Here is a 24,805-nt window from a genome sequence, read left to right on the forward strand (position 1 = left end):
AGTCCGACTCCGACTACGACCGCGAAAAGCTCCAGGAACGGCTCGCGAAGCTCGCCGGCGGCGTCGCCGTCATCAAGGTCGGCGCCGCCACCGAAGTCGAACTCAAGGAGAAGAAGCACCGCATCGAGGACGCCGTCTCCAATGCGAAGGCGGCCGTCGAAGAGGGCATCGTCGCCGGCGGTGGCGTGGCCCTGCTTCAGGCCTCGGTCAGCGCGTTCGAGAAGCTCGACCTGTCCGGCGACGAGGCCACCGGGGCGAACATCGTCAAGAGGGCGATGGAAGCGCCGGTTCGGCAGATCGCGGCGAACTCCGGATTCGAGGGCGGCGTCGTCGTCGAGAAGGTCCGCAACCTGCCGATCGGCCACGGCCTGAACGCGGCCACCGGTGAATATGTCGACCTGGTGGCCACCGGCATCATCGACCCGGTGAAGGTCACCCGCTCGGCGCTGCAGAACGCCGCGTCGATCGCCGGCCTCTTCCTCACCATCGAGGTTGTCATCGCCGACAAGTCGGACTCCGCGGCGGCTGCCGATGGGGGCGGCATGGGCGGCATGGGCGGCATGGGCGGCATGGGCGGCATGGGCTTCTAACCCCGCTTTGCCTTCCTGGACGTACGCCAAGCGAGCTCTACGCTCGCGCGCCTGCCGGTGGCTTCCGCCGGCGTCGACCGGAAGGTGAGCAGGGTGCCCCTGCGCTACGGCTTCCTCAGTACGTATCCGCCGACGCAGTGCGGGCTCGCCACGTTCACGGCGGCCCTGCGTGAACAGCTGACTGACTGCGCGCCCGGCGCGTCCAGCGGGGTGGTGCGCCTGCTGGACGCGCCCGCCGGGCCGAGTCCACCGCGAGCCGCCCCGACCGGGGTGGTTGGAGACCTGGTGGCCGGGACCCCCGGCGGTCCGCAACGCGCCGCCCGGCTGCTTAACAGGTTCGACGTCGCGGTGGTGCAGCATGAATACGGCATCTACGGCGGCCGGGACGGCGACGAGGTGTTGGAGGTGCTGCGCCACCTCGACGTTCCGCTGATCGTCGTCCTGCACACGGTGCTCGTGCACCCGACCCCGCACCAGCGCCACGTCCTGGAGGCGGTGGCCGCCGCCTCGGACGCGGTCGTCGTCATGACCGAGACGGCGCGGGCGCGACTCGCCGCCGGTTACGAGGTCGATCCGCGCCTGGTGGTGATCATCCCGCACGGGGCCGCCGACAACCGCCGCGCCACGCCGGCCCGGTCGAGCCGGCCGACGGTCCTGACCTGGGGGCTGATCGGGCCCGGCAAGGGCATCGAATGGGGTATCGCGGCGATGGCGGCGCTGACCGACCTCGACCCGACACCGCGCTACCTCGTCGCGGGCCAGACCCATCCCAAGGTCCTCGCCCGGGAAGGGGAGGCGTACCGCGACAGCCTGGTCGCCCAGGCCCGTCGGCTCGGCGTGGCAGGGTCGGTCAGCTTCGACGGCCGTTACCGCGACGCGGCATCGCTCGGCGCCCTGGTCCGCGCCGCTGACGTCGTGCTGCTGCCCTACGACTCCCGCGACCAGGTGACCTCCGGCGTGCTCATCGAGGCGGTCGCGGCGCTGCGCCCGATCGTCGCCACCCGCTTCCCACATGCCGTCGAACTTCTCGGCGACGGCACCGGCCTGCTCGTGCCACACGGCGACGCCCCGGCGATCGCGGCCGCGATACGCAGCATCGTCACCGACGACAGCAAGATCCAGGAGTTGGCCCGGGCCGCCGCCGCACACGCCCCCGACCTGCTGTGGCCCGCGGTCGCCCACCGCTACCAGCGGCTCGCCGCCGGGCTGGTCACCCGGACCGGACGCAGGCCGACCCGGGCGAGAAGCGAACTGAGTAGGCCGGCGGCGGTGACCCGATGATCGCCGACGTGTCGTTCGCGCACCTTTTCCGCCTCAGCGACGACATCGGCCTGTTCGAGCACGCCCTGGGCGCGGTTCCCCGTCGGGAGCACGGCTACTGCGTGGACGACGTCGCCCGCGGGATGGTCGTCCTCGCCCGGGAGCCGGATCCGCCCTTCGAACTGGTCCGGCTCCTGAAACGCTACCTGGCCTTTGTCGTCGCGGCGCAGTCGCCGGACGGTGCGATGCGCAACCGCCGGGACACCGCCGGGCGCTGGCGCGACCAGCCCGGCCTCGGCGACTGGTGGGGCCGCGCACTGTGGGGCCTCGGCACCGTGGCTGCGCGGGCACCCACCCTGCGGGCGCGGGACACCGCGCTGGGCCGGTTCCGGGCCAGCGCCAGACGACGCTCCCGCTGGCCGCGGGCGATGACGTTCGCCGCGCTCGGCGCCGGCGAGGTGCTGCTCGTCTACCCGGACCATCAGCCCGCCCGTGATCTGCTCGCCGCCGCCGTCACCGCGATCGGCCCGCCCGGTGTCGACCCGGCCTGGCCCTGGCCGGAACCGGCGCTTCGGTACGCCAACGCCGCCGTGCCGGAGGCGCTGATCCTCGCCGGTATCTGCTTGCCGGACGAGGCGGTGCTCGCGTCCGGCCTGCGGCTGCTGGCCTGGCTGCTCGACCTGGAGACCCGCGGCGGCCGGCTGTCGCCCACGCCGGTCGGCGGCAGGCGACCCGGCGAAGACGGCGAGCCCGGCTTCGACCAGCAGCCCATCGAGGCCGCGACCCTCGCCGACGCCTGTGCCCGTGCCTACGACCTCACCGGCCAGACCCGCTGGCTGACAGGGCTCGAACGGGCCCAGGCGTGGTTCCTCGGGGACAACGACAGCGTCGTGCCACTCCTTGACACCCTCACCGGCGGTTGCTGCGACGGTCTCGAGCCACACGGCCGCAACATCAACCAGGGAGCGGAGTCGACTCTCGCGCTGCTCTCAACGGCGCAGCATGCCCGTCGCCTGCTGGCGGCGCCGTGAGCGCGCGAGGCCCGGCCCGAAACGGTCTCCCCAGCGGTGAGACAACCGTGGACCACGAAACCCACGCGGCGAGCGGATGATCTCGGCCCTTGAGGCCGACCTGGTCACCCGCCACCCGGTCACGCTGTCCGCAGACCCCGGCCGGGTCATCGCGAAGCTGTTCCTTCCTGGCGAGGAAGGCAATGAGGCGCACTCGCGGGCCGCGGGCATCGTGGACCGGGTTCTCGCCCTGCCCGAGAGCGAAGTCAGCCGCCTCGTCGCCGGCCTGCTCGCGGTCTTCGCACCCCGCCACTGGGACTACAGCGACATCCTGGCGCGGCATGCCGCGGTGGTCGAGTCGCGGGTACGGGCGCCCGCGACCGCCCCGCCGTCACCCCCGCCCACATTGTTGACGAGCACGTCCAACTCGCCCAGCTCCGCCAGCGCAGCCTCCACCAGCCGCGCCGGTCCGTCGGCCGCCCCCAGATCCCTGAGCTCTGGCGTCACCGTCCGCGCGGCCGCGACCACGCGCATACCCTCGCCCGTCAGCGCCGCGACGGTCGTTCGGCGAGGGCAGCGCGGTATTCACGATCGCCAGCAAAATGTGTGGCGGGGCGGGGAGGTCTCTGCTCATCTTGTCAGATGCGACAGCGCTACGACGATTTCGCTGGCTGGTACGACGCCTATGCGACCGGGGGGTTGGGACTGCCGTTCGCCCGGGCCGCGGACCGCCTCCTCGCGCGCCTCCTTGGCCCTGGCCACGGCCGTCTGTGCCTTGACCTGGGCTGCGGCGGCGGTGCGCACGCCCCCGCGTTGACCGGCCTGGACTGGCAGCTGATCGGCGTCGACATCTCCGCGCCCCAGATCGACCTTGCCCGCCGCAAGGGCCTCACCGCGGTGGTTGCCAGCGCCGAGCGGCTCCCCCTCCGTGACCAGTCCGTCGACGCCGCCACCATGATCATGACAAGCACCGACTTCGACGACCTGCTCCCGGTGTTCGCCGAGGCCCACCGCGTGCTGCGCCCCGGCGGCCGCCTGGTGGTCGTCGGCGCGCATCCCTGCTTCGGTGGCGTCTTCGTCGAACGCGACAGCCAGGGCGCCTGCACCGTCCACCCCGGCTACCGCCGCCACCAGCGCGTCGAGCAACATCCTCTGCTCGGCGACGGGATCCGCTCCCGGGTCGGGGTCGTCAACGTCCCACTACCCGTGCTGCTGAACGCGCTGACCGGCGCGGGGCTCGTCCTGCGGGAGACCGCGGAAGACGACGGCGACCAGCCGGTCCCGGAACTGATCGGACTCACAGGCGCCCGGCCAGGCCGCTGACGAACCCGACCACTGCGCTGCCCCTGCCCACCAACGCGGCCGAAACCTGCCCGCTACCGGGCCGGTCACAGTCACCGACCGTGATCGTCGCCGCTCTCGATCGTGCGGCCTCCGCGATGCGGATGGTGTCGCCGAGCGCCGTCTCGTCGAGCAGCTCCCGGAGCCCGGGCCGGCTGACCGCGTACACGCGGGACGACGTGGCCGGGTCGTCGTACTGCGGTGCGCCGGACTTGAGCAGACTGTGCAGAGCATGGAGCTTACCACCCGTCACGCTCTGCTACTGGCGATGTTGTCGCACCGGATGGCCAAAGGGCCTGGGCTATGCCGTGGGGATGATTACCGGGACGGCATCGTATCGACGTCCCAGACGTCTTCCTGTCGCACCGCGCCAACGACAACGACTGCCCGTGGTACAGGCGCTGTCTATCGGTTTTCGGCCGGTGGTCCCCGCCGATCAGGACTGGGACGTCTGGCGTGCCGCACCGGCGGGCAGGCGAGGATGTTTCGCCTTTCACTATCCTGGCCGCGGGGATAGTGAAAGGCGACCAGACGGGAGAGCTTCGTGCGGTGTGGCGAGGTGTGGTGGGCGGACTTCGGCGAGCGGCGGCCCGTCGTGCTGCTGTCCGAGCCGTCGAACGCCACGTTCCAGGCAATGCACATCGTCGAGCCGGCCACCGTCGACATCACCGGCGTCGGGCTCGAGGTGGCGCTGGGTTCGGCCGACGGGCTTCCCCTCGAAGGGGTTGTACGGGTGGCCTTTCCTCGTCCTGGCATGGTCCCCTGCACATGGCTCACGACCGTGACGGAGCAGGACCTGATCGAGCGTGCCGGAGCGCTCTCGGAGTCCAAGGTCGGTCAAATCAGGGAGGCCCTCCGGCTCAGCGAGGTCCTCCCGCAGGCCTGAGCGTCCGATCAGCCCAGGGCGTGCCACGTCCAGGACGATGGGCCGTCCTGAGGTCAGGGGCGTCGTCGGCCCCAGGCGATCGCCGTCGCGAAGGCGAGGTCGAAGAAGGCCGGATCCGCCAGTAGTGCCAACGCGTCGTCGAGCACGTCGTCCGAGGCGAGGTCGAGCTCGCGGATACGCGCGCGCAGGCGGGTCAGGGTCAGCGTCCAGCACAGCGCCGAGGCGTTGGCGGCGCCGGTGGGCGGGAGGTGGACGGCCGTCCCGACCTCGACGAGGTGACGGCCGGCCAGCGGGGCCGGGAACTGGCGGGCCCATGTGGAGTCGGTGCCGATGGATCTCGCGAGCACCTCGTCGACGGCACGCATGGCCTGGCCGAACGGGGGGTGGGGTGAGGAGTCGAGCGGGAAGCCGGCGATCGACTCGATCACGATCACACCGCCCGGTCGCAGCCAGGTCACCAGACGGTCGAGGACCTCCTCCCGCTCGGGGAGATGCTCCAGGACGAAACGGGCGTGGATGAGGTCGAACGGCGCCGCGTCCGGCGCTGGATCGCGGGTGATGTCGTGCCGCAGGACCGTGAGGTGCGCAGCCGGGAGGTCGCTCAGGTGGCCGGTGTCGACATCCGTCGCGACGACGTGGCCGTCGGCGCCGACCAGGTCGGCGAGCCAGCGCGCGATCGACCCGCTGCCGGCACCGACCTCCAGGCAGCGCCAGCCGGCCCCGACACCGCGCTCCTCGAGGATGCGGATGGTCGTCGGGTCGCAGACCGTGGCCATGGCGGCGAGCCGGGCCTGCTCAGCCGCCTGCGGGCCGCCGAGAACATCGTCGCTGTACCGCAGCATCTGTCGACTGGACACCGTCAGGACTCTAACTGTCACTGTGTGCGTCGATGTCCGCTTTCCTCGATCCGTGTCGTCAGGGGATTCACGGGCGGACGCCTCCCGGGGCGCTGTCCACTTGGGGTGGCGGGCCGGTGATGAGGCGCAGTGCGCCGAGGAACGCCGGTTGCCGGCGCAGCGCGCCGTAGCGCTGGTCCCAGGCGCCGGAGTCGAGGTCGGAGCGCAGCCGCGCCAGCCCCTGCTCGGCCGCGCGCGGGTCGACGAATCCCCAGACGGACTGGCGGGCGCGCACCGCCGGGTCGAGGAAGCGTTCGGGCCGGCTGTAGTAGGCCTCGATGAACCTGTCGGCGCAGTCAGCGGGCACGGGCACCGGGGTCACCGTCGCCTCACCCCCGAGTGCCGCCTCGATGCGCTCGATCGCCGGGAAGCGGGGACGGTCCGCGGTGACGAGCTGCGGGACGTAGTCGGTGAGCCAGATGCGGTCGAGCGCGTCACGGTCGAAGGTGAGCACCACGACCGGTCCGCGGCTGACCCGCCGCAGCTCCCGCAGGCCACGGTCGGGATCGGACCACTGGTGCACGGTGACCATCGCCATGGCCGCGTCCACACTGCCGTCGTCGAACGGCAGGCTCTCGGCGACCGCGTTGATCGCCAGTGGCAGGTGCGGTGGCCGCGCGGCGCGCATGGCGGCGGACGGCTCCACCGCGAGCACATGACGGTCGCCGGGCTCGTAGGAACCCGCGCCCGCGCCCACGTTGAGAACCGTCCGCGCGTCGCCGAGCGCGGCGTGGACCAGCGCGGCGATACGCGGATCGGTACGCCGACCGCGGACGTACCCACCCCCCTGGGTCTCGTAGTCCACGTCGCCGTAGGACGGGCTGGGCATCGCGCCGACTCCTCGCCTGATCAGGTATCCCGGCCATCATGCAAGGCCTGAGCCGCGCCGGTAGAGGTGACGTCGCATCTCGGCGACGGCACTGCGCGTGGGCAAGTGTGGGCCGGTCCAAGGGCTCGCGACCGGCTGGTCGCAGCCGCATACGACGATCACCGGGCCCGGCTCATGCTACTTTTGCGACCGTAAGGTGCAGCGCTCGTTCCTGAGAGCCGAAACAGGCTCTGAGCGTGTCGGGACTTCCGGCCAGCACGACAGCCTCAGTACAGGCTGTCTGGTTCTCTCCGCAGAGAGCGTGCTTCGCCGTGTCCCAAAACCTTCCGTTGCGAGCGTGGATCGTCTTCCTGCTGGTGGTCGCCGCCGACGTGCTCGACCTCCTCAGCACCACCGTGACCAACGTGGCCGCACCCACTATCGTCCGTGACCTCGGCGCATCGTCGTCGCTGGAACCCTGGCTCGGTGCGAGCTACACCCTCCCCATGGGCTCCCTGATGATCATTGGTGGGCGTCTGGGAGACCGGTTCGGCTGCCGTCGGATCTTCCTCACCGGTCTGGCGGGGTTCACCCTGGGCTCCCTCGCGGCCGCCGTCGCCACCACCCCGCTGGTCCTCGTCGCCGCTCGTATCGGGCAGGGAGCCTTCGGTGGTCTGCTCGTCCCGCAAGGGTTCGTCCTGCTGATGCGGGTGGTTCCCCACGAGTCGATGCGGGTGGTGTTCGGTCTGTTCGGGCCGCTGCTCGCAGCGTCGTCGATCAGCGGCCCGATGATCGCCGGACTGCTGATCGGTGCCGACCCGTTCGGACTGGCCTGGCGCTCGGTGTTCCTCGTCAACGTCCTGTTCGGCGTCCTCCTGTTCGCGGCAGGGCTGACGTTCATCCCAGCGTTCACCGGCGACATCGCTGTCCGCATCCGGCCCGGAGCGGCCGTGGCGCTGATGGCGGGCCTCGGTCTGCTGCTGGCCGGGCTGATCGACGGGGGCGCCAGTGGCTGGAGCCCCCGCGCCCTGTCGGCAATCGCGGCCGGCGCCCTCGCACTGGCATCCCTGGGATGGCAGCAGAGGGGCTCCACACGGCCCCTGCTGGAACGGTCACTGTTCACCAACCGCGGCTTCGTCACCGGCCTGGTCTTCGGGGCACTGCTCTTCAGCACCGTCACGGGAACCATGTATGTCACGGCTCTCTATCTGCAGCAGAGCCTCGCCCTGAGCCCATTCCATGCCGCTCTGACCACCGCACCGATGTCCATCGGCATCATCGCCGCCTCGTTCACGGTGCGCCGGCACATCATCGACCACGGCCGCACCGTGGTCTCGATCGGCGTGGCGACCTTTGCTCTGGGCGTCCTGAGTCTGACCGTCCTGATCACCGCTCAGCCGCACCCGGTGCCCTGGATCACCGTTCCCCTGCTCGTGACCGGCCTGGGCATGGGCTGCTGCTTCGGGGCCGTGTTCGCTGTCGCCCTCGGCGACGTCAGCCCGGCCCAGGCCGGCAGCGCCAGCGGCGTGCTCAACGCCGTGCAGCAGCTCGTTAATGCTGCGGGTTCCGCCACTGTGTCGACCATCTACCTGGCCGCCAGCACGCCGGGCGCCGTCTCGAGCGGCGTTCTGCCCTGCCTGATCCTCACCCTGATCATCACGGCGGTTTGCGCGGCGAGCATCCCCCTGCTTCCCCGCCAAGGAGCTGACGTTCACTGATGATGCGGTGCCCCGTGACCTGTAGTGGCTCGCGGGGCCACGCCGGGCCGGGCCGGTCGGCGTGGGCGTGCCGGCACAGTCTGCGCTCCCGATCGCCGTCGCGAGAACGGGTACCCACGGCCTCGCGACGGCGATTGCCTCAGTCCTGCGACAGTCCTGCAACCGCCACCAGCGGACTCACGTACAGCGACCCCACACCCGACATCCATGATCGCCGACGGCGGCGGCTCGACCAGCAGACCGAGTGACCAGCAGGCCGAGCATGGGGGCGAACGTCCCGTGGGTGGGAAGCGCGCGCGTGGGAGGGCGGCACCGTGTCGCGAACTCCGCGTGTCGTGTCCGGTTTGCCCCCGAGTTCGCGACACAGGCCGCCGTGACACTGCCAGAACGGTGCCCCGGGCCGCGCGGCCACGACGCGAAGATCATCAGTCGGGAGACTTCTCTAACGCTCGATAACCTTCCCTTCCCGCGCGTCAGGATCCGACACGTCGACGGGGGTGTTTCGTGTTCCGTTACGTCGTGAGGTATAACGATACGTACTAACGTTTCACCTGCGCGACAATACGTAATGACGGATGCGGCGTGGGGATGGAGAGGGAGTGGGAGCGCGATGAGCCGGGTACCTCGCCCGCCGCGGCAGCGGCAGGAACCGTCCGAACCCGAGGAGCCGTTCCGCCCGCCGGTCCCGCGACCCGCCGTCGAACCCCCGACGGGCGACTCCCCTCCCCCGCTCGGGCAGGCGGGCACACCCGGCGGGGCGGATACGCCGCCGGATGCGACAGTGGGCGACATGTTCGCGGCACGCAGGCACCCCTCGGCCGACGGAGTGGACGCGGCGCCGCCCATCCCCCCGTCCTCGGACGGCGCCGGCGTCACCGGGCCCGGTGACCTGGCCGCCGGTCTCGCCGCGGACAGTCCCCCGGCCGACCCGGCGCCCACGCGGACACCACCGGCACCGCGCGCGCCGGACGAGAAGACGCCGCCCGACGGCGCAGGGGTGCGCTGCGCGTTTCCCGGCTGCACCCGCCCGAGCGCACCCGCCGACGGGCCGGGCCGTCCGCCCGCCTACTGCGACGACCCGGCGCACAACCGGCTCTCCGCCTACCGCCGCCGCCGCGACCTCGCCGCCCAGGCCGACGCCGCGTCCCGCCCGGGCGGCACCGGCACGCCCGGGCGGGGTATGGACGCCACCCGGGCGGCCCGCACGACGCTCGCCGCCGGACGGGCCCGCGCCGAGGAGCTCGCCGCCCAGGTCCAGACGATCACCGCCGACCTCACCCGAGTGCTGGACGCCTTCGGCCGGCAGATGGCGCTGCTCGGCGACGTCACCGCCGCCGAGGCGCAGGTCGAGGCCGCCGAGGCCGAAGCCGCCGAACGCGTCGCCGAGGCGGTCGCCCGCGCGGTGCGCGCCGAGCAGCACGCCCGCGCCGCCACCGCCACCCGCGCCGAGGCCGAGGCGATCACCGCCGAGGCCGCCGACGCCCTCGACCAGGCCGAACGCCACGTCGAGGACCTCACCGCCCAGCTTGAGGCGGCATCCGAGGCCGCCGAGACCGCGCGGCGCGAGGCGACCGAGGCGGTCACCGCCGCCCGTCGCGACGCCGCCGAGGCGATCCAGACCGCGCAGGTCCGCGCCACCGCCGCGATCGACACCGCCCAGGCCGACGCCGAAACCCGCATCCGCGCCACCCTGGCCGAGGCCAACACCCGTGTCCGCGACGTCGTGGCCGACGCCGAGGCCCGCGTCGCCGAGGCCCTCGCCGCCCGCGACCAGGCCCAGGCCGACCTCGCCCAACTCCGTCGCGACGCCGAGCGCGACGCCCGCACCCTCACCGAGACCCGCGCCGAACGCGACACGCTGCGCGAGGACATCCGCACCGAACGCGCCGAGGCCCTGCGTCTACGCCAGGCCGCCGACGCCGAGACCACCCGCCTGCGCGCCGACGCCGCCGCCGAGACCACGCGCGTGCGCGAGCAGGCCACCGCCGACGTCGACCGGGCCCGCGCGGCGGCCGCGGCCGAGATCGACCGGATCCGCGCCGAGTACGAGACCCGCCTGGACGCCGAACGCCAGGCCGCCGCCGAACGCCTCGCCGTCCTCGCCGACGCCCGCGCCGAGGCCCGCAGCCGCGCCGAACGCGCCGAACGCCAGGCCGACGATCTCACCGCCGAACTGCGCACCCTGCGGGCCGCTCCCTGACCCGGCGCGATCCGGTCCACGCGAAAACCTGTTGGCGGATCATGGCGGCCCCTGTTAGCGTGCCGGTGGCCGTGCGAGAGGACGAGGAGGTGGTACCCGTGAACGCAGGATCGACAGGGGTGCTCCCCGTCGGGGTCACGGTCGGGCGGTAGGTCGTCCGGGAGCGCCGTTCACCGCGCGCTCCCGAAAGGCACGACCATGCGTTTCACCTCCGAACAGCGCCTCGACGACGGCGGCGTCCTCGAACGCGCCTTCACCCTCGGCGAGATCCCCGGCATCCTGTGGACGCCCGAGGCCGCGGCCGCACCGGCGCCGCTGATCCTGCTCGGTCACCCCGGTGGACTGGAAAGGATGTACCCCCGACTGGCGGGGCGGGCCCGGGGCTGCGTGGCGCAGGGCTTCGCCGCCACCACCCTCGAGCTGCCCGGGAGCGGGCAGCGGCCCCGCGACGCCGACGCCGAGCAGGCCCGCGCCGACCTGCGCCGGGCGCTGGCGGCCGGCGAGAAGCCGGCCGACGAGGTCGTCGACCGGCTCGTCCTCCCGCTGGTCGACCGGGCCGTCCCGGAATGGCGGGCCGTGCTGGACGCCCTCCTCACGCTGCCCGGGATCGGCGGCCCGGTCGGCCTCGCGGGAGGGCTGATCGCCATCGGCGTCCGGCTGGCGGTCGTCGAGCCGCGCATCGCGGCCGCGGTGCTGTTCGCCGGAAGCTACGTGCCCCGCTCCATCGTTGACGAGGCCCGGCAGATCACCATCCCGCTGCACGTCCTGCTGCAGTGGGACGACGAGGGAAACGACCGGCAGCTGGCCCTGGACCTGTTCGACGCCTTCGGCTCGAAGGAGAAGGGCCTGCACGTCAACATGGGCGGGCACACCGGCGTCCCGCCGTACGAGGGGGACAACGCCAACCGGTTCCTCGCCCGGCACCTGACGTGAGGTAGGGCAGTCCTCCGAGCCAGGGTCGCAGATCAGCTCCGCCGCGGTCAGGAGCCCGTGGAGCGGTCCTCTGGTCGCCGCGACGCGGGCGGCGACCTCCGCCAGGAGCGCGGCGCGCGCGGTGATCCTGGCGGAGTGCCCGATGCCGTCCACCACGCAGCGTGTGCGTTTCAGGTGACGGATGCTCAGCGATGGCTGGGCCCGCCGGTCAGTCGATTCCTTCGATGATGCGGAAGTCGCGCTCGACGCTGCCGGGGAGGGCCACCAGCGCCTTCTGGTATGCCTCGCTCTCGTATGCCGCGACGGCCTGCTCAAAGCTGTCGAACTCGATCAGAACGACGCGTTGCGTGATTCCGGCCTCGTGGGCCACGACTCGACTGCCACGGGACAGGAGGCGCCCGCCCCCAGCCTGGACAGCCGGACGGGCCAGCCTGTCGTAGGCAGTCAGCATCTCAGGGTCGGAAATGGCGGGGTAGACACTGACCCAGTAGCCCTTAGTAGCCATGGAAACCTCCTGTGTTCGGCCGGGCACGTCTGACTTCGAATCGACACTCAGATCGATCGATCCCGGCATGCGCACGTTAGGGCTTGATGTGCGGTCGAGGGAAAGACCGGTACGGGATAGACTCAGAACGGATCGTTATCAATCGACAGGGAGGGCACGTGGCGCCGGATACGGTGAGCCTGCGGTACTTCCTGGTGCTGGCGCAGGAGTTGAACTTCACCCGCGCGGCCGCACGGATCGGTATCGCGCAGCCCGCACTCAGCGCCCGGATGCGCCGGTTGGAGGCGGAACTCGGTACCGCGCTGCTGGTTCGCAACACGCGTAGCGTCGTTTTGACCACGGCCGGTGTGGCTTTGGCGGAGTCCGCGCCGCCCGCGCTGGCGGCGCTGGACCGGGCGTGGGACACCGCCCGGAGCGCGGCGGCCGGTGAACTGGGCACGCTGCGCATCGGATACAGCCTCAGCGCCGGGGCCGAGACGGCACCGGCCCTGGTGGACAGGCTGATTCGCGGCAACAGCGGACTCGAGGTCAGCGCGGTCCCGATGGCGACACCGGAGATCTCCCCCGCGGTCGCCGACGGCCGCATCGATGCCGGGATCACCCGCGGTGAACAACCGGGCCGTGGCGTGCGCCGGTTCCTGCTGCGGCGTATGCGCATCGGGGTCCAGCTGGCGCAGCACCATCCGCTGGCCGAACGCCCGGAGATCGAGATCGCCGACGCGGCTTCGTATCCGCTGCGACTCCCGGACCGTGCGGCGAACCCCGTGATCCACGATCAGCTGTCCGCACTGTTCCGAGACACCCGACCACACCCCCGATTCCACACGCCCGCAGTCTCTTTCGACATGTCTCAGCGCGACCTGCGCGACGGGGTCACCCTCGCCCCGGCCGGAGAAGCCGCGCTCACGGCACAACCGGCCGGTCTCACCTGGCGACCGCTGCGAGGCGCGCCCAGCCTGACGGTCCACCTGGTCCTCCCACGCGAGCAGTCGCCGCTACACCACCGCATCCGTGCCGTCGCCAAAACCCTGGCGCACGAGCTGCACTGGCTGCCGGACTGACGCGCAAGAGGTCAAGCGAGACGGACGTCTGCGGTGGCGGGGCTGAAGACCCTGCGCCCGGCGGACTTCACGGTGATGACGACTACGGCGGTCTTGCTGAATGTCCGACACGACCGGGCTACGCCGTCGGCTACAGTCCGCCGAGAGCATTGGCGACCGAAAGCGTCGCCGGCACCGCGACGAAGAAGGCGCCGCCGCCGGTGAGGATCGCTCCCGCCGAGAGGACTCCGTTCGCGACAGCGAGGATTCCGCCGAGCAGGCTGACGACGAGGGAGATGGTGATGCACATCCCGACCACCAGGACTTTGAACACAGCGACTCCTTTCCCTGGCCTGTGTTCTCGCCAGTTCTGAGGGAGACTTCCTGGGGTCGATCTCTCGCAGACAGGGGGTGGTCAATCCCTCATCCCGAACCCGTGGGCGACAGCGTCACAGGCTCCCGGTTTCCGCTCCAGTGTTCCTCACGCCCCGGGTATCTCACTTGCGGGATATCTGCTCTGCAGATGCCGCCACGTGGCGTGTCAGGTTCTACTCGGGTAGAAGGTCACGTGGCAGCGGCTGGAGGCCAGCGCTGCGCAGGACCTGTTCGACGAAATCGTTCTTGGCGTTGGTGTAGGCGTTGCGGTTGTGTCGATGCTCGACGGCAAGGCGCCTTTTGAGCTCGGCGTAGTCCTCGCGGAGGCGGGGGTCGGCGCGCAGCGTGTCCCGGAACGCGAGCAGCGCCCTGGCGTGGGGGTGGAGGTGCTCGACCACGTGCAGATGGTGGGTACGGGCGTCGGGTCGCGGGCGTAGGAACCAGAGCCGGTAGTGCCGGCATGGGTCCTCTGGCCAGAACAGCCATCCGTCTGCCTCCAGCGTCGGGATCGCGCACTGTGCTTCGTCGAGCGAGCGCACCGGGGCGAGAAGATCGATGACGGGCTTGGCGGGCAGGCCGGCAACGGCAGTGGACCCGATGTGTTCCACCGAGGCACCCAGCCACGGGGCCAGAACGGTCGAGAGCCGGTCTCGCTGCTCGGCGAACCGCGAGGGCCATGCGGAGTCGTAGGCGACGACATGAACGGGCTGGTCAGCGGGCATGGGAACGGCCTCCCGGGGCGTGGCGGGTCCAGGTTCCTCCGGTCGTCGTCCCACGACGATCGCGGCCCATCATGCTCTTCGGCCTCGCCGCGACGACCGACAGGGACTGGACGGTCAGGATGCATCGCTGTGAGATCAGAGGGTGTCTGGTCGAAGCCCGGCCGTCAGGATGGCGAGCAGGCGTGCGGGCCGGCCGGGATCGGTGTCCTCGTGCGCGGCGGTGAGCAGACCTTTGAGGATCGCGACCAGGTCCGCCGCGGTGACCTCCTGGCGGACCGCGCCGGCCTGCTGGGCGCGGGTCAGCAGCAGCGCGAGCGCATCCTGCATGGCCTCACCCAGCGGACCGGGCACGGCGATCGCGTCGGAGGTGTCTCGCTTGGCCTCGACCTCGGCCCCCAGCAGGGCGAGGAAACCGAAGAAGGCGGTTGCGGGATCGTGCTCGTCGGCGCGGCGGCGGGCGTCGGCGACGAGATCCGCGACGCGGGCGGCGGCCACGGCCTCGAACAGCGCTTCCTTCGTGGGGAAATGACGGTAGACCGTGCCGGCTCCGACTCCCGCGCGGGCGGCGATCTCGTCGAGGGGTGCCGCGAAGCCGGACTCGGCGAAGACCTCCCGCGCGGCCTGCAACACCCGCTGGCGGTTACGGCGGGCATCCGCCCGCAGCGGCGGGCCGGAGTCAGCGGCACCCATTGCCAACCGGGGCGTGCGTTCCGTATCTTCTAAGCGGGTTCACCGTTCCGATTCTACGAGGGGAACCATGACGAACAGCCCACGTGAGGTCGTCGAGCAGGTACGGCGGATGGTGGCGGGCGAGGGGGTGGTCTTCGCCGACCTGTTCGCCGAGGACGGGGTGCTCGAGTACCCCTTCGCCATGCCCGGTCAGCCCCGCGAGCTGCGCGGCCGGGAGGTGATCCGCCAGTACTTCGCCGCCGCGCCGGCACCCAGGGGGGTGTTTGAGATGGACGGCGTCGAGGCGTTCGTTCGCGAGACCGACGACCCGGAGGTCGTCGTCACCGAGATCGAGCACCACGGCCGCTCGATCGTCACCGGTGGGCCGTACCGCTTCCGGGCACTCGGTGTCATCCGCGTCCGCGACGGCGAGATCGTGTCCTACCAGGACTACATGGACCCGATCGCCGCCGCCCGACTGCTCGGCCGCACCGCCGAACTCGCCACCGCTCTCCTCGCACGATGAGTCGCTGGTTCCCTTCACCCGCTGGATATCCGCATAGTCCCCTGGGCGCAGTCCGGATGCGCCCGACCGGCCTGCCAGCGCCGATCCGTGCTTTCCGCTGTTCGTCGTTTCGATGTTCTCGACCCCCGGTCACATCTCGTCGAGGAGACCCTTGAGCTCGGCTGGGCCGAGACGAGCTGCCGGGTCCGCGACCCCGGCACCGGTGAAGGTGATGCCCTCGGTTTCGAGGACCTGCTGGGGGGTGTCGGTCCTGGTCGGGTCTGTCCAGGCGAAGCCCTTCGCGACTTTGCCGTCGGCGTTGAGGACCCGCCAGGCATGTGCGCAGGACGAGCAGCCGGCGATGTGCTGGCCGATCGGGAGAGCCTTGGTGCCGATCACCTGGGCCAGATCACCGTAGGTGGTCCACCGGCCCGACGGGAGGACATCGAGGTAGGCGTGCAGGTCCGACCAGTCGCGTGTGGTCTTGCCAGGCACGGTCTCGGCGAGGTCGGCGAGGCTGTGCCCGGTCTCGTCCTCCCACCAGGCCGTGCCCCGCACCGCCGTCGACGCGGCTCCGGTGGCCTGGGTGAGGATGTGGCGGACCAGGGTGCTGGGCAACCAGGCGCCGCCGTCAGCCTCCCAGCGCAGCGGGCCGGCCGGGTCAGTGCGCCAGGCGGCCCTGCCACGGCTGGGCTGCGCCTCAACCCAGTCCCGCAGCTGCGACCGCTGCGCGGCGCTGGCAGCCGAGAACGCGAGCCGCAGCGGCTGGCCCTCCGCGAGCGTGCCGGCATCGAGGAGACGCCGCACCGCGGAGGCGGCGCGGGCCTTCTGCTCGACCTTCTGGTTGATCCGCTGTGCGTCATCGCGGGCGGTCGGGCTGAGCATGAAGTCCTCGGTACCCGGCGTGGGCCACACCTGGTTGAAGCCCACGTAGATCTCACCGTCCGAGCGCCAGGCGGTCACCTGGACGAGTTCGGCGCGCAGGTCGAACTGGGACAGCCAGACCGCGGTGTTCGTGACCTGCTTGGGAAACCCGCCCGCGAGCAGCATGATCCGCGGCTTTCGCAGCAGCTCCGGGTCGAGCTCACCGCCGACGTGGTCATCGATGAGCGCCTGGGCCGCGGCCAGGCCGGTCGGTTCCCCGCGCCGGGTACGCCAGGTCGCGAGCGCGTCGGCGAGGGTGTCCACGGTGAACCCGGAGACCATCGCCGCGTAGGTGATCGCCTGCAGATGGGTGTCGCCCGGCGCCGCACCCCGCTTGAGCTCGACGACGACCAACCGTCCCGACGAGTCCAGACCGAGGATGTCGAGCCGGTCACGAGCCCGGACACCGTCGTTGCCGGTCCACTGGTCGTACTCGCTGGTGACGACGAGAACATCCTCGCCGAGCACCGCGGGGTTCGCGAGCACCCACTCCTGCAGATGACTGCGCTCCCCCAGCCCGGCCTCCGTCAGCGACACCTCCTCCAGCCTGTTCGCCATCGCCCCGCCGACCTGCTGAACGCTGGCGTTCTCCTTCCCGAGGAGGGCCTGGTCGGGCGGCGAAGGGGTACGGAATTCAAGGCGACCGTCCTCGCCAACGGGCGGATCCGGACCCCGTCCGGCGTATTCGACAACCCCACCGGCGCTGCCAGGGCGGTCAGGAACGTCCCGCGCGAGAACGGCTGGACCTTCTGGACCGTCACTCGCAAGAACCAGACCCTGGACACGCTGCGCCAGCGCTACCAGGCCCCGTCCTGACCGTCACAGCCAAGGCAGCGAGGGCCACGGCCCGCTTGTCCGTCCCGGCCCCGCGCGGGGGAGACCGCACGCGGCGACAGAGGCGCACCAAGTCTAGGTTCTACTGCGCCCACCGCCAGCCCTGCGCGCCACCTCTACCAGTCCTGGGCGGCGAGTAGCAGTGTGGCGAGCGGTTCGAGGATGGTCATGAGCTCGTCGAGCTCGTCGAGCCCGAGGCTCTCGTACGGCTTCGCGGCGAGGTCGTCGGTGAGCGCCTCGACCCGCGCCCTGACGGCGCGGCCCGTTTCGCTCAGCCCACCGTCAGCTCCGATCAGGTCGCGAGCGCGCATCCCGTCGATCACGGCGGCGAGCTGCGCTGGGGGGAGGTGGTGGATCCGTCCGAACTTCTCCGCGGGCATGCCCAGGTCGAGGGCGTAGAGGACGTGAGCCTCCAGGCCGTCGACACCTTCGATCATCAGGGCGGCGATGTGCCCGTCGCCACGGTGCTCGCGCAGCAGGGAAGCCGCGTGGAAGAGGCGAGCCACCACGTCCTCGGGGATCGGGATCGCGCGCAGCGCGGCGTACATGGGCCGGCCCTCGAACGGTGCGCTGGTCGCGGCCCGCAGCAACAGTTCGGTGGCCCGTGCGAAGGCGGGCGAGTCGACGTGATCGCCGAGGATCCGCCGCAACGCCTTCACACAACCCCTCTGACGAGCGGCGATCGCCGCTTCGGGCGTGGTCGTGTCCCACACCTTCGGGATGTGGCGGGCGACCTCGCCGGGAGCGAAGTTGTAGAAGAGTGCGTCCACCACCTCCGCCGGGACGATGCCGAGGGGCGCCGCCCGTCCGGCGAAGTAGGTATCCCAGTAGTTGGTGAACCCCAGGGCGAACATCGCCTCATTGGGTTCGTCGGCCGCGTAGGGGATGGCACCGATCGGTTCGATCAGCTCGAACATCCGGCGTGCCGTCGAGTTCATGGCCTGACCCTCCTGCTACCCAGCGCGTCGTGCGGACACTTACGATCACTTGGACACCTGGTCCCCGCGAAACTCATCGACGTCCTGGCTCGACGCACCCGAAAACCCTCCTGGCCAGCGGTAACGGCTCCGGCCCATAACGACAGGAGCTGTCGGCCAGACCACCGCCGCAGGGTAAGCGCCCCACGAGGGGTTGCTCAGTCGTCGGTGTCGGCCTGCGCGACGAGGAGCGCGAGTTGGACGCGGTTGTCGAGGTCGAGTTTGTCGAGCAGCCGAGAGACGTAGGCCTTGACGGTGGCCACGCTCAGGTAGGTGGTGGCGGCGATCTCCGCGTTGGGCAGGCCGCGGGCGACACCGCGGGCGACGTCGCGTTCCCGGTCGGTGAGCCCGGCGACGCGCGCGCGTGCGGCGGCTCGTTCGGCGCCCTGCTCGCCGGTACCGAGCATGGCGATGACCTGTCTGGTGATGGTGGGCGACAGCGTCGCGTCGCCGGCGGCAACGGTTTCGATGGCGCGGACGATGTCGGCGGGCCGGGTGTCCTTGAGCAGGAAGCCGGCCGCGCCGGCGCGCAGCGCGGCGAGGACCTGACGGTCGGCGTCGAAGGTCGTCAGGATGATGACCTTGGGCGCGTCAGCCCGGCGGAGTCGTTCGGTGGCGGTGACGCCGTCCACCTGGGGCATGCGGATGTCCATCAGGACGACGTCGGGGCGCAGCCGCCGCACCGCGTCGGGCACCTCGCAGCCGTCGGCGGCCTCGCCGACGATCCGCAGGGTCGGGGTGCCGCCGAGCATCACCGTCAGGCCGGCTCGCACCAGCGCGTCGTCATCGACGACAAGCACGCGGATCGGGCTCATCGAGCCAGCCCCGATCCGGCGAGGTGTGGGTCGTGAGCCGGCCATGGCAGGTGCGCGCGGAGCAGGAAGCCGCTCCCGTCGCCGGTGGGGCCGTATTCGAGGTACCCGCCGGCCAGTTCGGCGCGTTCACGCAGCCCGATCAGCCCGGTCCCGGAGCCGGGGACGGTCGGGCCGGTGAGGTCGGTGAGGTCGGTGAGGTCGGTGAGGTCGTTGCGCACCGCCACGCGGACCGTGTCGCCGGGCGTGCCGGCCACGGTGACCGCGACGCGCGCGTACGGCGCGTGCTTGCGCACGTTGGTGAGTGCCTCCTGGACGATCCGATAGACGGTGCGGCCGGTGCCGAGCTCGAGACCGTGCCACTGACCCGTCGCCGTGAACGAGACGGCCAGCCCGGCCGCGCGTGACTGCTCGATCAGACCCGGCAGGTCGGCGGCGGTCGGTTGGGGCCGGCCCGCGTCGTCGGCCGACGGGGCGCGCAGCAGTGCGATCACCGAGCGCAGGTCGTCGAGCGCGGCGTGGGCGCTGTCGCGGATGACGTCGCCGGCGCGAGCGATCTCCGCCGGCGGTGCGTCGGGCCGGAACGCCAGCGCGCCGGCGTGGACGGCGAGCAGGGTCAGCCGGTGGGCGAGTACGTCGTGCATCTCCCGGGCGATGCGCTCGCGTTCGTGGCGCCGCGCGGCCTCGGCGCGTTCGAGGGCGAGATCGCGTTCGCGGGTGACGTCGGCGCGCAGCGAGGCGAGCAGCTGCCGCCGGGCGCGCACGAACATGCCCCAGCCGGTGATCGCGGCCGTGAGCAGTACGCCGACGGCAGCGTTCCACCAGAAGTGCGGCAACGGGTACAGGGCCAGGGACGCGAACACGCTGACGATCGCGAGCAGGGTGATCGCGAGCGCGGTCTGCCAGCGCCGGTGGATCGCCACCGCGAACACCCCGACCAGCGGGGTGCCGGCGCCGAGCGTGGAGATCGTGCCGGCGACGATGGCGAAGACCGCGAAGTGCACTGGCCAGCGGCGGCACACGTAGACGCCGGCCAGGCAGGCCACTCCCAGCACCACATCGACGCTGCGTAGCCAGAGCGGATGGTGGTACCGACCGAGCAGCACGGTCTGCTCGTTGAGGAGGCTGAACCCGACCGTCGCCAGCAGCATCGTGGTGCCCACCGCAATGCTGCGACGGCGGCGCCCGCCGCGGCCGTGGCGGATCGGCGGGCTCACGAGGTCGGGCATACGTGTCAGCCTAGGTCCGGCGCCGCCGCGTCGCGGACGGTCGGCATCGCCCATAGACCAAAGTCGATCCGGTCGCCGACCTTTGGACCTCACTCATCACCTTCGGACGGCTGCGGCGACCCGCGGGTCGCCGTCATGCTGGCCACATGATCGCCATCGACCGCCTGACCAAGCGCTACGGCGCCGCCGCCGCGGTGAGCGACGTGTCGTTCACCTGCCGTCCCGGCACGGTGACCGGTTTCCTGGGCCCGAACGGCGCCGGCAAGTCGACCACCCTGCGGATGCTGTGCGGCCTGGCCGCGCCGACCTCTGGGACCGCGAGCGTGCTCGGCGTCCCCTTCCGCGACCTCGACCAGCCCGGGCGCCGCGTCGGGGTCCTGCTGGACGCCTCGGCCCAGCACCCCGGCCGGACCGGCAGGGAGACGCTGACACTGGCCGCGGACACCATCGGCGTCGAGCGCCGCGAGGTGGAAGGGATCCTCACCCTGGTGGGGCTCGACGCCGCCGCGGCTCGCCGGCGGGTCGGCAGGTACTCCCTCGGCATGCGCCAACGCCTTGGCATCGGGATGGCGTTGCTCGGCGACCCGCAGGTGCTGATCCTCGACGAGCCGGCCAACGGCCTCGACCCGGCCGGCATCCACTGGATGCGTGAGCTGCTGCGACGCTTCGCCGACCGCGGCGGGACCGTGTTGTTGTCCTCCCACCTGCTCGGCGAGGTGCAGGCCGTCGCCGACCAGCTGGTCATCATCGCCGGGGGTCGGATCGCCGTGCGGGGCGGCACCGCGGACCTGTTGTCGACGACAGGGGTCCAGGCCCGGGCCACCGACGCCGAGGCGCTCACCCGAGCCCTGACCGCCGCCGGCCTGCGGCACCGGCGCCGGGGGGACGGGCGGTTTGTGGTGGACGCGCCGGCCGAGTCCGTCGCCCGCGCGGCCCTGGCGCACCGGGTCGTGCTTCTGGAACTGCGTGAGCCCGACGCCGCAGGTCTGGAAGAGCTGTTCCTGTCCCTCACCAGCCCTGCGGAGCGTGTCGCGTGAGCGAGAAGATCCTGTTCACCTCAGAAGCGGGCCGGTCCACCGTCCCCGCCCCGGCGCTGGCCCGGCGGCGCGGGTCCGCCGGGTTCGGTCGGCTCGTGCGCATCGAGCTGCGTAAGAGCGTCGACACCCGTGCCGGACGCTGGCTGCTCGCCGGGGTCGCGATCATCGGCGTCGCCATGACCTTCGTCGCCATGTTCACCGGTGACCCGGACGACCACACGTTTCCTCGGAGTGCCTCGTCCATCCAGGGTGCCATGGCCGTCCTGCTGCCGATCGTCAGCATCCTGCTGGTCACCAGCGAGTGGTCCCAGCGCACCGCTTTGCAGACCTTCGTCCTCACGCCGCGACGCGGCCGGGTGATCGCGGCCAAACTGGCCGCCGGCGCCGCGCTGGCCGTCGCCGTCGCCGTGCTCGGGATCGTCCTGTCCGCCCTGGCCACGCAGCTCGCCGGAACGCACCCGACGGTCGGCGAATGGCGCCAGGCCGGTGTCGTCCTGGTCGCGAGCGTGTCCGTGCAACTGCTGTCCCAGCTCTCCGGCATGGGTTTCGGCCTGCTTCTGCTCCACAGCCCGGCCGCGATCGTGGCCAACTTCGTCATCCCGATCGCCTGGGCCGCCCTGGGCGGTGGCATCGCCGCTCTGCACGGCGTGCAGCCGTGGCTCGACCCGGCCAAGGCCACCGAGAACCTGCTCGGCGGACACATGAACGCCCACCGTTGGGCCCAGGTCGCCGTCGTCGTCCTGGTCTGGGTGGTGGCCCTGATCGCCGCCGGGCTGATCCGGCTGCGCCGCAAGGACATCTCGTGACCGTGGCGCTCACCTCTTTCTCGCCCGCCCCCGGAAGAACCCAACACGCGAAAGGAGCGTGCACATGAACGACGCCTGGGAAGGCACCGTGGTCAGGAAGTCGCGCGGCCTGCTGGACGGCTCGAACATGTACCGGCGCCTCAAGATTCGTCTGCGCGACGGCACCATCATCACGGTCCGGGTCAGCCGCCCCGTGTGGAACAGCGTCGCGGTCGGCGACACGGTCCTGAAGCAGTCCGGACAGGACCCGGTCAGGGGCTAGCTAGCCGTGCTCCGCCAGCGTGCCCGGGTGGTCCAGGACGCGACCGGGCGCAGCAGCAGACCTCTCTGCTCCGCGCAGAAAAATCTGTAGCCGCCGCAGTAGACATCGGGCGCCGCTCCGGGTAGAGTTCCTCTCGTAGCCAAGAGAGTCCGAGATCGCGGCAGACATGAACTGGCGCGAGCAGGACGGCCGCCCGGACAGGCAGCCGAGCACCACCAGCAGTACCCCCCGCCAGGTAGCGCACACGGAGAGGAGTGGACGCCATCAGGATCGCCTGAGCGACAGCCCAGGTCGCTCGGTCACCGCAGGCCCCGGATTGGAAGGTGGTCCCCGGTCACGCATATGCGATCTGCGCGCGCCTGCCGTTACGGGCGCATACGCGGAATCAGGAAGCCGGCGCATCTGGCCGGCAGATGGTGTTAACCCTCGGGGCCCTGGTGCGAGTATGCACCAGGGCCCCTTCGCACGCCCCGAGAGGCGCGATGACCCCTGAAACAACCCGCAGACCAGCCGACAGCCTCGACGACGACGACTATCCCGCCTACACCATGGGCCGCGCGGCCGACATCCTCGGCACCACCCCCGCCTTCCTGCGTGCCCTCGGCGAAGCCCGCCTGATCACCCCCCTGCGCTCCGAAGGCGGCCACCGCCGCTACTCCCGCTACCAGCTACGCATCGCCGGCCGGGTCCGCGAACTCGTCGACCAGGGCACCGCGATCGACGCCGCCTGCCGCATCGTCATCCTCGAAGACCAACTCGCCGAAGCCCAACAGCTCAACGAACAACTCCGTCGGCGGACATCCGAGCCGCCACCCGACGGGCCGTCCTGACCCCCACACCCGTGACGATCGACCTGACCGGGGCGGGGCCCACCCCGGGCTACGGCGGCGGAAGTGGTCAAGCCGCCAGCCCGCAGCCACGGAAGGTCCGACATATTCCCCTGAAGCCGATCCCCGCGCTTGCCGGTCTGCTGCTTCGCGCGTGCCCGGACCGGGTGCTGCGTGTCGCGATCGACGGCCCCGACGCTGCCGGCAAGACAACCCTGGCGGACGAACTCGCCCACGCGCTGGCGGGTCGGGACCGGCCGGTCATCCGCGCCAGCGTCGACGGCTTTCACCAGCCCCGGGCCGTGCGCCGACGCCGCGGGTCGCTGTCCCCACAGGGATACTTCCACGACGCGTTCGACTATGCCGCGCTGCGACGCCTCCTCCTGGACCCGCTGGGTCCCGCCGGCGACCGGTACCACCGCACGGCCGCCTTCGACCACGTCCACGACCGCCCACTCGAACAGCCCGCCCACCTGGCGGCCCACGACGCGATCCTCCTCGTCGACGGCGTCTTCCTCCAACGCGACGACCTGCGAAGCTGCTGGGACCTGACCGTGTATCTCCAGATCAGCCCCGCCGAGTCGCTGCGCCGCGCATTGCGACGCGACACCGCCCTGTTCGGTTCCCCCGCCGCCGTCCGCGAACGCTACGAGGCACGCTACCTGCCCGGCCAGCAGCTCTACCGGGCCATCGCCACGCCCGCCGACCACGCCGACGTGCTGATCGACCACGAGCGACCAGATACACCCCGCATTCTGCGCTGGCCGACAGGCGGATCCGGAGTCATACCGGCGTGACGCCGACACACGGCTGCCAGGGCCCGCGCGCCTGGGCCGCCGCTCCCCGCCTGGTGGCGTCGTCCACGGCCCCGGACGCGCCTGCGCCCACATGGTCGAGAGCAGTACCGCGTCGTTTCCCGCCGGAATCACGGTGGAGTCCGTCGATCTTGCTGGTTAGGGTCGTGGGATGAGTACTCGCACTTTCCGTATCACGGTCCGCGGCGTCTTCGACGGACTCAGCACCGATCAGCGGGCCCAGCTCCTGGCCCGTGCCGCAGAGCACGACGTCCTGCGCGCTGCCTTCACACGCGAGGGGCACCTCAGTTACGACCTGACAGCGCGATCCGCCTTCACCTTCCGATTCCTGGATTCCGGGGAGGAAGAGGAGGACATCCTGGAGGCATCCGAACGCGCTGAGGAGGCGGCGAAGGCGTGGCTGACCGGGCGCGGCTACGGCTACAAGAACCTGCGGTCCCAGGCCGAGGACCTCTCCCAGGCACCGCTGGGCAAACGGCAGCGCCGCGCTGCGGCCCAGAAGAACGTCTGATCCTTCAGCCGCATTCTCACCGCCTGGCCTGCTGCTCGACCCGCTGGGCCCCATGGGAGACCGGCGCTACCGCATAGCGGCTTTCGACCATCTCCGCGACGTCCCGCTCACCTGTCCCGCCCTCGAGGCGGCGCACGACGCGGCGCTCCTCGTCGACGGTGTCTTCCTCCTGCGCGACGAACTGTGCGGCCTGTGGGATCTCAGTGTGTTCCTCCAGGCAGGTCAGCCCCGCCGAGTCGCTGCGCCACGCGCTCCGACGCGACGTCACCCTCTTCGGTGAGCCGCGGTTGTCTTGCCGCGGCAGCCTCGCGGC

The 24,805-nt window shown here is 71.4% G+C and carries 30 protein-coding genes; 17 read left to right on the plus strand and 13 right to left on the minus strand.

The annotated features are described in order from the left end of the window. The 3 genes from AC6EXY_RS20550 to AC6EXY_RS20560 all read left to right on the plus strand — a co-directional run. Positions 1-590: TCP-1/cpn60 chaperonin family protein (locus tag AC6EXY_RS20550; RefSeq protein ID WP_499817965.1), on the plus strand; the 590-nt coding region annotated here is incomplete at its 5' end. An 84-nt stretch (positions 591-674) separates the two neighbouring features. Continuing rightward, the gene (locus AC6EXY_RS20555) at positions 675-1,871 is read left to right on the plus strand and encodes a glycosyltransferase (RefSeq protein WP_499817964.1); all 1,197 of its coding nucleotides are present in this window, start codon (positions 675-677) and stop codon (positions 1,869-1,871) included. After that, on the plus strand, positions 1,868-2,881 hold the full coding sequence (locus AC6EXY_RS20560) for a glycosyltransferase (RefSeq protein ID WP_101831285.1): 1,014 nt from the start codon (positions 1,868-1,870) through the stop codon (positions 2,879-2,881). Before AC6EXY_RS20555 ends, AC6EXY_RS20560 begins: the two co-directional genes overlap by 4 nt. 297 nt (positions 2,882-3,178) lie before the next feature. On the opposite strand, the gene AC6EXY_RS20565 is transcribed toward AC6EXY_RS20560, so the two are convergent. Further along, the gene (locus tag AC6EXY_RS20565) at positions 3,179-3,394 is read right to left on the minus strand and encodes a hypothetical protein (protein WP_499817963.1); all 216 of its coding nucleotides are present in this window, start codon (positions 3,392-3,394) and stop codon (positions 3,179-3,181) included. Between the two features lie 108 nt (positions 3,395-3,502). On the opposite strand from AC6EXY_RS20565, the gene AC6EXY_RS20570 reads away from it, so the two are divergent. Further along, complete coding sequence (locus AC6EXY_RS20570) at positions 3,503-4,183, plus strand: class I SAM-dependent methyltransferase (protein WP_101831286.1); 681 nt, start codon at positions 3,503-3,505, stop codon at positions 4,181-4,183. On the opposite strand, the gene AC6EXY_RS20575 is transcribed toward AC6EXY_RS20570, so the two are convergent. After that, positions 4,158-4,454 (minus strand): hypothetical protein, encoded by a 297-nt coding sequence (locus AC6EXY_RS20575; protein WP_499817962.1) that lies wholly within the window; start codon positions 4,452-4,454, stop codon positions 4,158-4,160. The genes AC6EXY_RS20570 and AC6EXY_RS20575 overlap by 26 nt on opposite strands. 306 nt (positions 4,455-4,760) lie before the next feature. Between AC6EXY_RS20575 and AC6EXY_RS20580 the strand changes: the two genes are divergently transcribed. After that, a complete protein-coding gene (locus tag AC6EXY_RS20580) occupies positions 4,761-5,087 on the plus strand; it encodes a type II toxin-antitoxin system PemK/MazF family toxin (RefSeq protein WP_499817961.1) in 327 nt (108 codons plus the stop codon). Positions 5,088-5,140: 53 nt separating this feature from the next. On the opposite strand, the gene AC6EXY_RS20585 is transcribed toward AC6EXY_RS20580, so the two are convergent. Next, positions 5,141-5,944, minus strand: coding sequence for a class I SAM-dependent methyltransferase (locus AC6EXY_RS20585; RefSeq protein ID WP_499817960.1), 804 nt, complete (start codon positions 5,942-5,944; stop codon positions 5,141-5,143). A gap of 67 nt (positions 5,945-6,011) precedes the next feature. Then, positions 6,012-6,812, minus strand: coding sequence for a class I SAM-dependent methyltransferase (locus AC6EXY_RS20590; RefSeq protein WP_101831289.1), 801 nt, complete (start codon positions 6,810-6,812; stop codon positions 6,012-6,014). A 311-nt stretch (positions 6,813-7,123) separates the two neighbouring features. Here AC6EXY_RS20590 and AC6EXY_RS20595 point away from each other — a divergent pair, with 311 nt between their 5' ends. The 3 genes from AC6EXY_RS20595 to AC6EXY_RS20605 all read left to right on the plus strand — a co-directional run bounded on the left by AC6EXY_RS20595 (position 7,124) and on the right by AC6EXY_RS20605 (position 11,642). Next, a complete protein-coding gene (locus AC6EXY_RS20595; protein WP_165818317.1) occupies positions 7,124-8,509 on the plus strand; it encodes an MFS transporter in 1,386 nt (461 codons plus the stop codon). Between the two features lie 610 nt (positions 8,510-9,119). Beyond that, complete coding sequence (locus tag AC6EXY_RS20600) at positions 9,120-10,709, plus strand: hypothetical protein (protein WP_499817959.1); 1,590 nt, start codon at positions 9,120-9,122, stop codon at positions 10,707-10,709. Between the two features lie 198 nt (positions 10,710-10,907). Next, positions 10,908-11,642, plus strand: a complete 735-nt coding sequence (locus tag AC6EXY_RS20605; protein WP_499817958.1) for a dienelactone hydrolase family protein — start codon at positions 10,908-10,910, stop codon at positions 11,640-11,642. 208 nt (positions 11,643-11,850) lie between these two features. Here AC6EXY_RS20605 and AC6EXY_RS20610 read toward each other — a convergent pair whose 3' ends face one another. After that, the gene (locus AC6EXY_RS20610) at positions 11,851-12,147 is read right to left on the minus strand and encodes a DUF1330 domain-containing protein (RefSeq protein ID WP_101831293.1); all 297 of its coding nucleotides are present in this window, start codon (positions 12,145-12,147) and stop codon (positions 11,851-11,853) included. A 158-nt stretch (positions 12,148-12,305) separates the two neighbouring features. Between AC6EXY_RS20610 and AC6EXY_RS20615 the strand changes: the two genes are divergently transcribed. Further along, positions 12,306-13,208: a LysR family transcriptional regulator gene (locus tag AC6EXY_RS20615; RefSeq protein WP_101831294.1), complete on the plus strand. Its 903-nt coding sequence runs from the start codon at positions 12,306-12,308 to the stop codon at positions 13,206-13,208. Between the two features lie 130 nt (positions 13,209-13,338). Here the strand turns inward: AC6EXY_RS20615 and AC6EXY_RS20620 are convergent, their stop codons facing one another. From AC6EXY_RS20620 to AC6EXY_RS20630, 3 genes are all read right to left on the minus strand, one after another. Beyond that, the gene (locus AC6EXY_RS20620) at positions 13,339-13,521 is read right to left on the minus strand and encodes a hypothetical protein (protein ID WP_499817956.1); all 183 of its coding nucleotides are present in this window, start codon (positions 13,519-13,521) and stop codon (positions 13,339-13,341) included. Positions 13,522-13,735: 214 nt separating this feature from the next. Then, entirely contained in the window at positions 13,736-14,284 is a 549-nt protein-coding gene (locus AC6EXY_RS20625; RefSeq protein ID WP_499817955.1) for a GrpB family protein, read from the minus strand. A gap of 135 nt (positions 14,285-14,419) precedes the next feature. Continuing rightward, complete coding sequence (locus tag AC6EXY_RS20630) at positions 14,420-14,974, minus strand: TetR/AcrR family transcriptional regulator (protein ID WP_499817954.1); 555 nt, start codon at positions 14,972-14,974, stop codon at positions 14,420-14,422. Between the two features lie 67 nt (positions 14,975-15,041). On the opposite strand from AC6EXY_RS20630, the gene AC6EXY_RS20635 reads away from it, so the two are divergent. After that, positions 15,042-15,479, plus strand: a complete 438-nt coding sequence (locus AC6EXY_RS20635; RefSeq protein WP_499817953.1) for a nuclear transport factor 2 family protein — start codon at positions 15,042-15,044, stop codon at positions 15,477-15,479. Positions 15,480-15,608: 129 nt separating this feature from the next. Here the strand turns inward: AC6EXY_RS20635 and AC6EXY_RS20640 are convergent, their stop codons facing one another. After that, complete coding sequence (locus AC6EXY_RS20640; protein WP_499817966.1) at positions 15,609-16,940, minus strand: MGMT family protein; 1,332 nt, start codon at positions 16,938-16,940, stop codon at positions 15,609-15,611. Between AC6EXY_RS20640 and AC6EXY_RS20645 the strand changes: the two genes are divergently transcribed. Next, a complete protein-coding gene (locus AC6EXY_RS20645; protein ID WP_499817952.1) occupies positions 16,881-17,198 on the plus strand; it encodes a restriction system modified-DNA reader domain-containing protein in 318 nt (105 codons plus the stop codon). The two genes, AC6EXY_RS20640 and AC6EXY_RS20645, sit on opposite strands and share 60 nt — an antisense overlap. Positions 17,199-17,332: 134 nt before the next feature. On the opposite strand, the gene AC6EXY_RS20650 is transcribed toward AC6EXY_RS20645, so the two are convergent. The 3 genes from AC6EXY_RS20650 to AC6EXY_RS20660 form a co-directional block, all read right to left on the minus strand. Continuing rightward, complete coding sequence (locus tag AC6EXY_RS20650) at positions 17,333-18,154, minus strand: SCO6745 family protein (RefSeq protein ID WP_499817951.1); 822 nt, start codon at positions 18,152-18,154, stop codon at positions 17,333-17,335. A 197-nt stretch (positions 18,155-18,351) separates the two neighbouring features. Next, the gene (locus AC6EXY_RS20655; RefSeq protein ID WP_499817950.1) at positions 18,352-19,008 is read right to left on the minus strand and encodes a response regulator; all 657 of its coding nucleotides are present in this window, start codon (positions 19,006-19,008) and stop codon (positions 18,352-18,354) included. Beyond that, positions 19,005-20,234 (minus strand): sensor histidine kinase, encoded by a 1,230-nt coding sequence (locus AC6EXY_RS20660; RefSeq protein ID WP_499817949.1) that lies wholly within the window; start codon positions 20,232-20,234, stop codon positions 19,005-19,007. The genes AC6EXY_RS20655 and AC6EXY_RS20660 overlap by 4 nt, the downstream gene beginning before the upstream one ends. Positions 20,235-20,380: 146 nt before the next feature. Between AC6EXY_RS20660 and AC6EXY_RS20665 the strand changes: the two genes are divergently transcribed. The 6 genes from AC6EXY_RS20665 (at position 20,381) to AC6EXY_RS20690 (ending at position 24,492) form a co-directional block, all read left to right on the plus strand. Further along, the gene (locus tag AC6EXY_RS20665) at positions 20,381-21,271 is read left to right on the plus strand and encodes an ABC transporter ATP-binding protein (RefSeq protein WP_499817948.1); all 891 of its coding nucleotides are present in this window, start codon (positions 20,381-20,383) and stop codon (positions 21,269-21,271) included. Further along, positions 21,268-22,077 carry a hypothetical protein gene (locus AC6EXY_RS20670; RefSeq protein ID WP_499817947.1) on the plus strand — a complete coding sequence of 270 codons (810 nt, stop codon included), beginning with the start codon at positions 21,268-21,270 and terminating at the stop codon, positions 22,075-22,077. The genes AC6EXY_RS20665 and AC6EXY_RS20670 overlap by 4 nt, the downstream gene beginning before the upstream one ends. A gap of 64 nt (positions 22,078-22,141) precedes the next feature. Beyond that, positions 22,142-22,339 (plus strand): DUF7489 domain-containing protein, encoded by a 198-nt coding sequence (locus tag AC6EXY_RS20675; protein WP_101831304.1) that lies wholly within the window; start codon positions 22,142-22,144, stop codon positions 22,337-22,339. Positions 22,340-22,821: 482 nt separating this feature from the next. Then, complete coding sequence (locus AC6EXY_RS20680; RefSeq protein WP_101831305.1) at positions 22,822-23,169, plus strand: MerR family transcriptional regulator; 348 nt, start codon at positions 22,822-22,824, stop codon at positions 23,167-23,169. Between the two features lie 11 nt (positions 23,170-23,180). After that, positions 23,181-23,963, plus strand: coding sequence for a uridine kinase (locus tag AC6EXY_RS20685; RefSeq protein ID WP_499817946.1), 783 nt, complete (start codon positions 23,181-23,183; stop codon positions 23,961-23,963). Between the two features lie 169 nt (positions 23,964-24,132). Beyond that, positions 24,133-24,492, plus strand: a complete 360-nt coding sequence (locus tag AC6EXY_RS20690; protein WP_101831306.1) for a DUF6204 family protein — start codon at positions 24,133-24,135, stop codon at positions 24,490-24,492. Positions 24,493-24,508: 16 nt separating this feature from the next. Here AC6EXY_RS20690 and AC6EXY_RS20695 read toward each other — a convergent pair whose 3' ends face one another. Beyond that, positions 24,509-24,760, minus strand: a complete 252-nt coding sequence (locus AC6EXY_RS20695) for a hypothetical protein (RefSeq protein ID WP_165818320.1) — start codon at positions 24,758-24,760, stop codon at positions 24,509-24,511. Between the last annotated feature and the right edge of the window lie 45 nt (positions 24,761-24,805).

It is taken from the genome of Frankia sp. RB5, from assembly GCF_059816245.1.

Bases quoted from the DNA above. Each gene is read 5' to 3' on its own strand.
- AC6EXY_RS20610 (WP_101831293.1), bottom strand. From the start codon at position 12,147: ATGGCTACTAAGGGCTACTGGGTCAGTGTCTACCCCGCCATTTCCGAC.
- AC6EXY_RS20625 (WP_499817955.1), bottom strand. From the start codon at position 14,284: ATGCCCGCTGACCAGCCCGTTCATGTCGTCGCCTACGACTCCGCATGG.
- AC6EXY_RS20600 (WP_499817959.1), top strand. From the start codon at position 9,120: ATGAGCCGGGTACCTCGCCCGCCGCGGCAGCGGCAGGAACCGTCCGAA.
- AC6EXY_RS20630 (WP_499817954.1), bottom strand. From the start codon at position 14,974: ATGGGTGCCGCTGACTCCGGCCCGCCGCTGCGGGCGGATGCCCGCCGT.
- AC6EXY_RS20605 (WP_499817958.1), top strand. From the start codon at position 10,908: ATGCGTTTCACCTCCGAACAGCGCCTCGACGACGGCGGCGTCCTCGAA.
- AC6EXY_RS20635 (WP_499817953.1), top strand. From the start codon at position 15,042: ATGACGAACAGCCCACGTGAGGTCGTCGAGCAGGTACGGCGGATGGTG.
- AC6EXY_RS20590 (WP_101831289.1), bottom strand. From the start codon at position 6,812: ATGCCCAGCCCGTCCTACGGCGACGTGGACTACGAGACCCAGGGGGGT.
- AC6EXY_RS20675 (WP_101831304.1), top strand. From the start codon at position 22,142: ATGAACGACGCCTGGGAAGGCACCGTGGTCAGGAAGTCGCGCGGCCTG.
- AC6EXY_RS20665 (WP_499817948.1), top strand. From the start codon at position 20,381: ATGATCGCCATCGACCGCCTGACCAAGCGCTACGGCGCCGCCGCCGCG.
- AC6EXY_RS20680 (WP_101831305.1), top strand. From the start codon at position 22,822: ATGACCCCTGAAACAACCCGCAGACCAGCCGACAGCCTCGACGACGAC.
- AC6EXY_RS20565 (WP_499817963.1), bottom strand. From the start codon at position 3,394: ATGCGCGTGGTCGCGGCCGCGCGGACGGTGACGCCAGAGCTCAGGGAT.
- AC6EXY_RS20560 (WP_101831285.1), top strand. From the start codon at position 1,868: ATGATCGCCGACGTGTCGTTCGCGCACCTTTTCCGCCTCAGCGACGAC.
- AC6EXY_RS20650 (WP_499817951.1), bottom strand. From the start codon at position 18,154: ATGAACTCGACGGCACGCCGGATGTTCGAGCTGATCGAACCGATCGGT.
- AC6EXY_RS20660 (WP_499817949.1), bottom strand. From the start codon at position 20,234: ATGCCCGACCTCGTGAGCCCGCCGATCCGCCACGGCCGCGGCGGGCGC.
- AC6EXY_RS20645 (WP_499817952.1), top strand. From the start codon at position 16,881: ATGACTGCGCTCCCCCAGCCCGGCCTCCGTCAGCGACACCTCCTCCAG.
- AC6EXY_RS20655 (WP_499817950.1), bottom strand. From the start codon at position 19,008: ATGAGCCCGATCCGCGTGCTTGTCGTCGATGACGACGCGCTGGTGCGA.
- AC6EXY_RS20690 (WP_101831306.1), top strand. From the start codon at position 24,133: ATGAGTACTCGCACTTTCCGTATCACGGTCCGCGGCGTCTTCGACGGA.
- AC6EXY_RS20570 (WP_101831286.1), top strand. From the start codon at position 3,503: ATGCGACAGCGCTACGACGATTTCGCTGGCTGGTACGACGCCTATGCG.
- AC6EXY_RS20640 (WP_499817966.1), bottom strand. From the start codon at position 16,940: ATGGCGAACAGGCTGGAGGAGGTGTCGCTGACGGAGGCCGGGCTGGGG.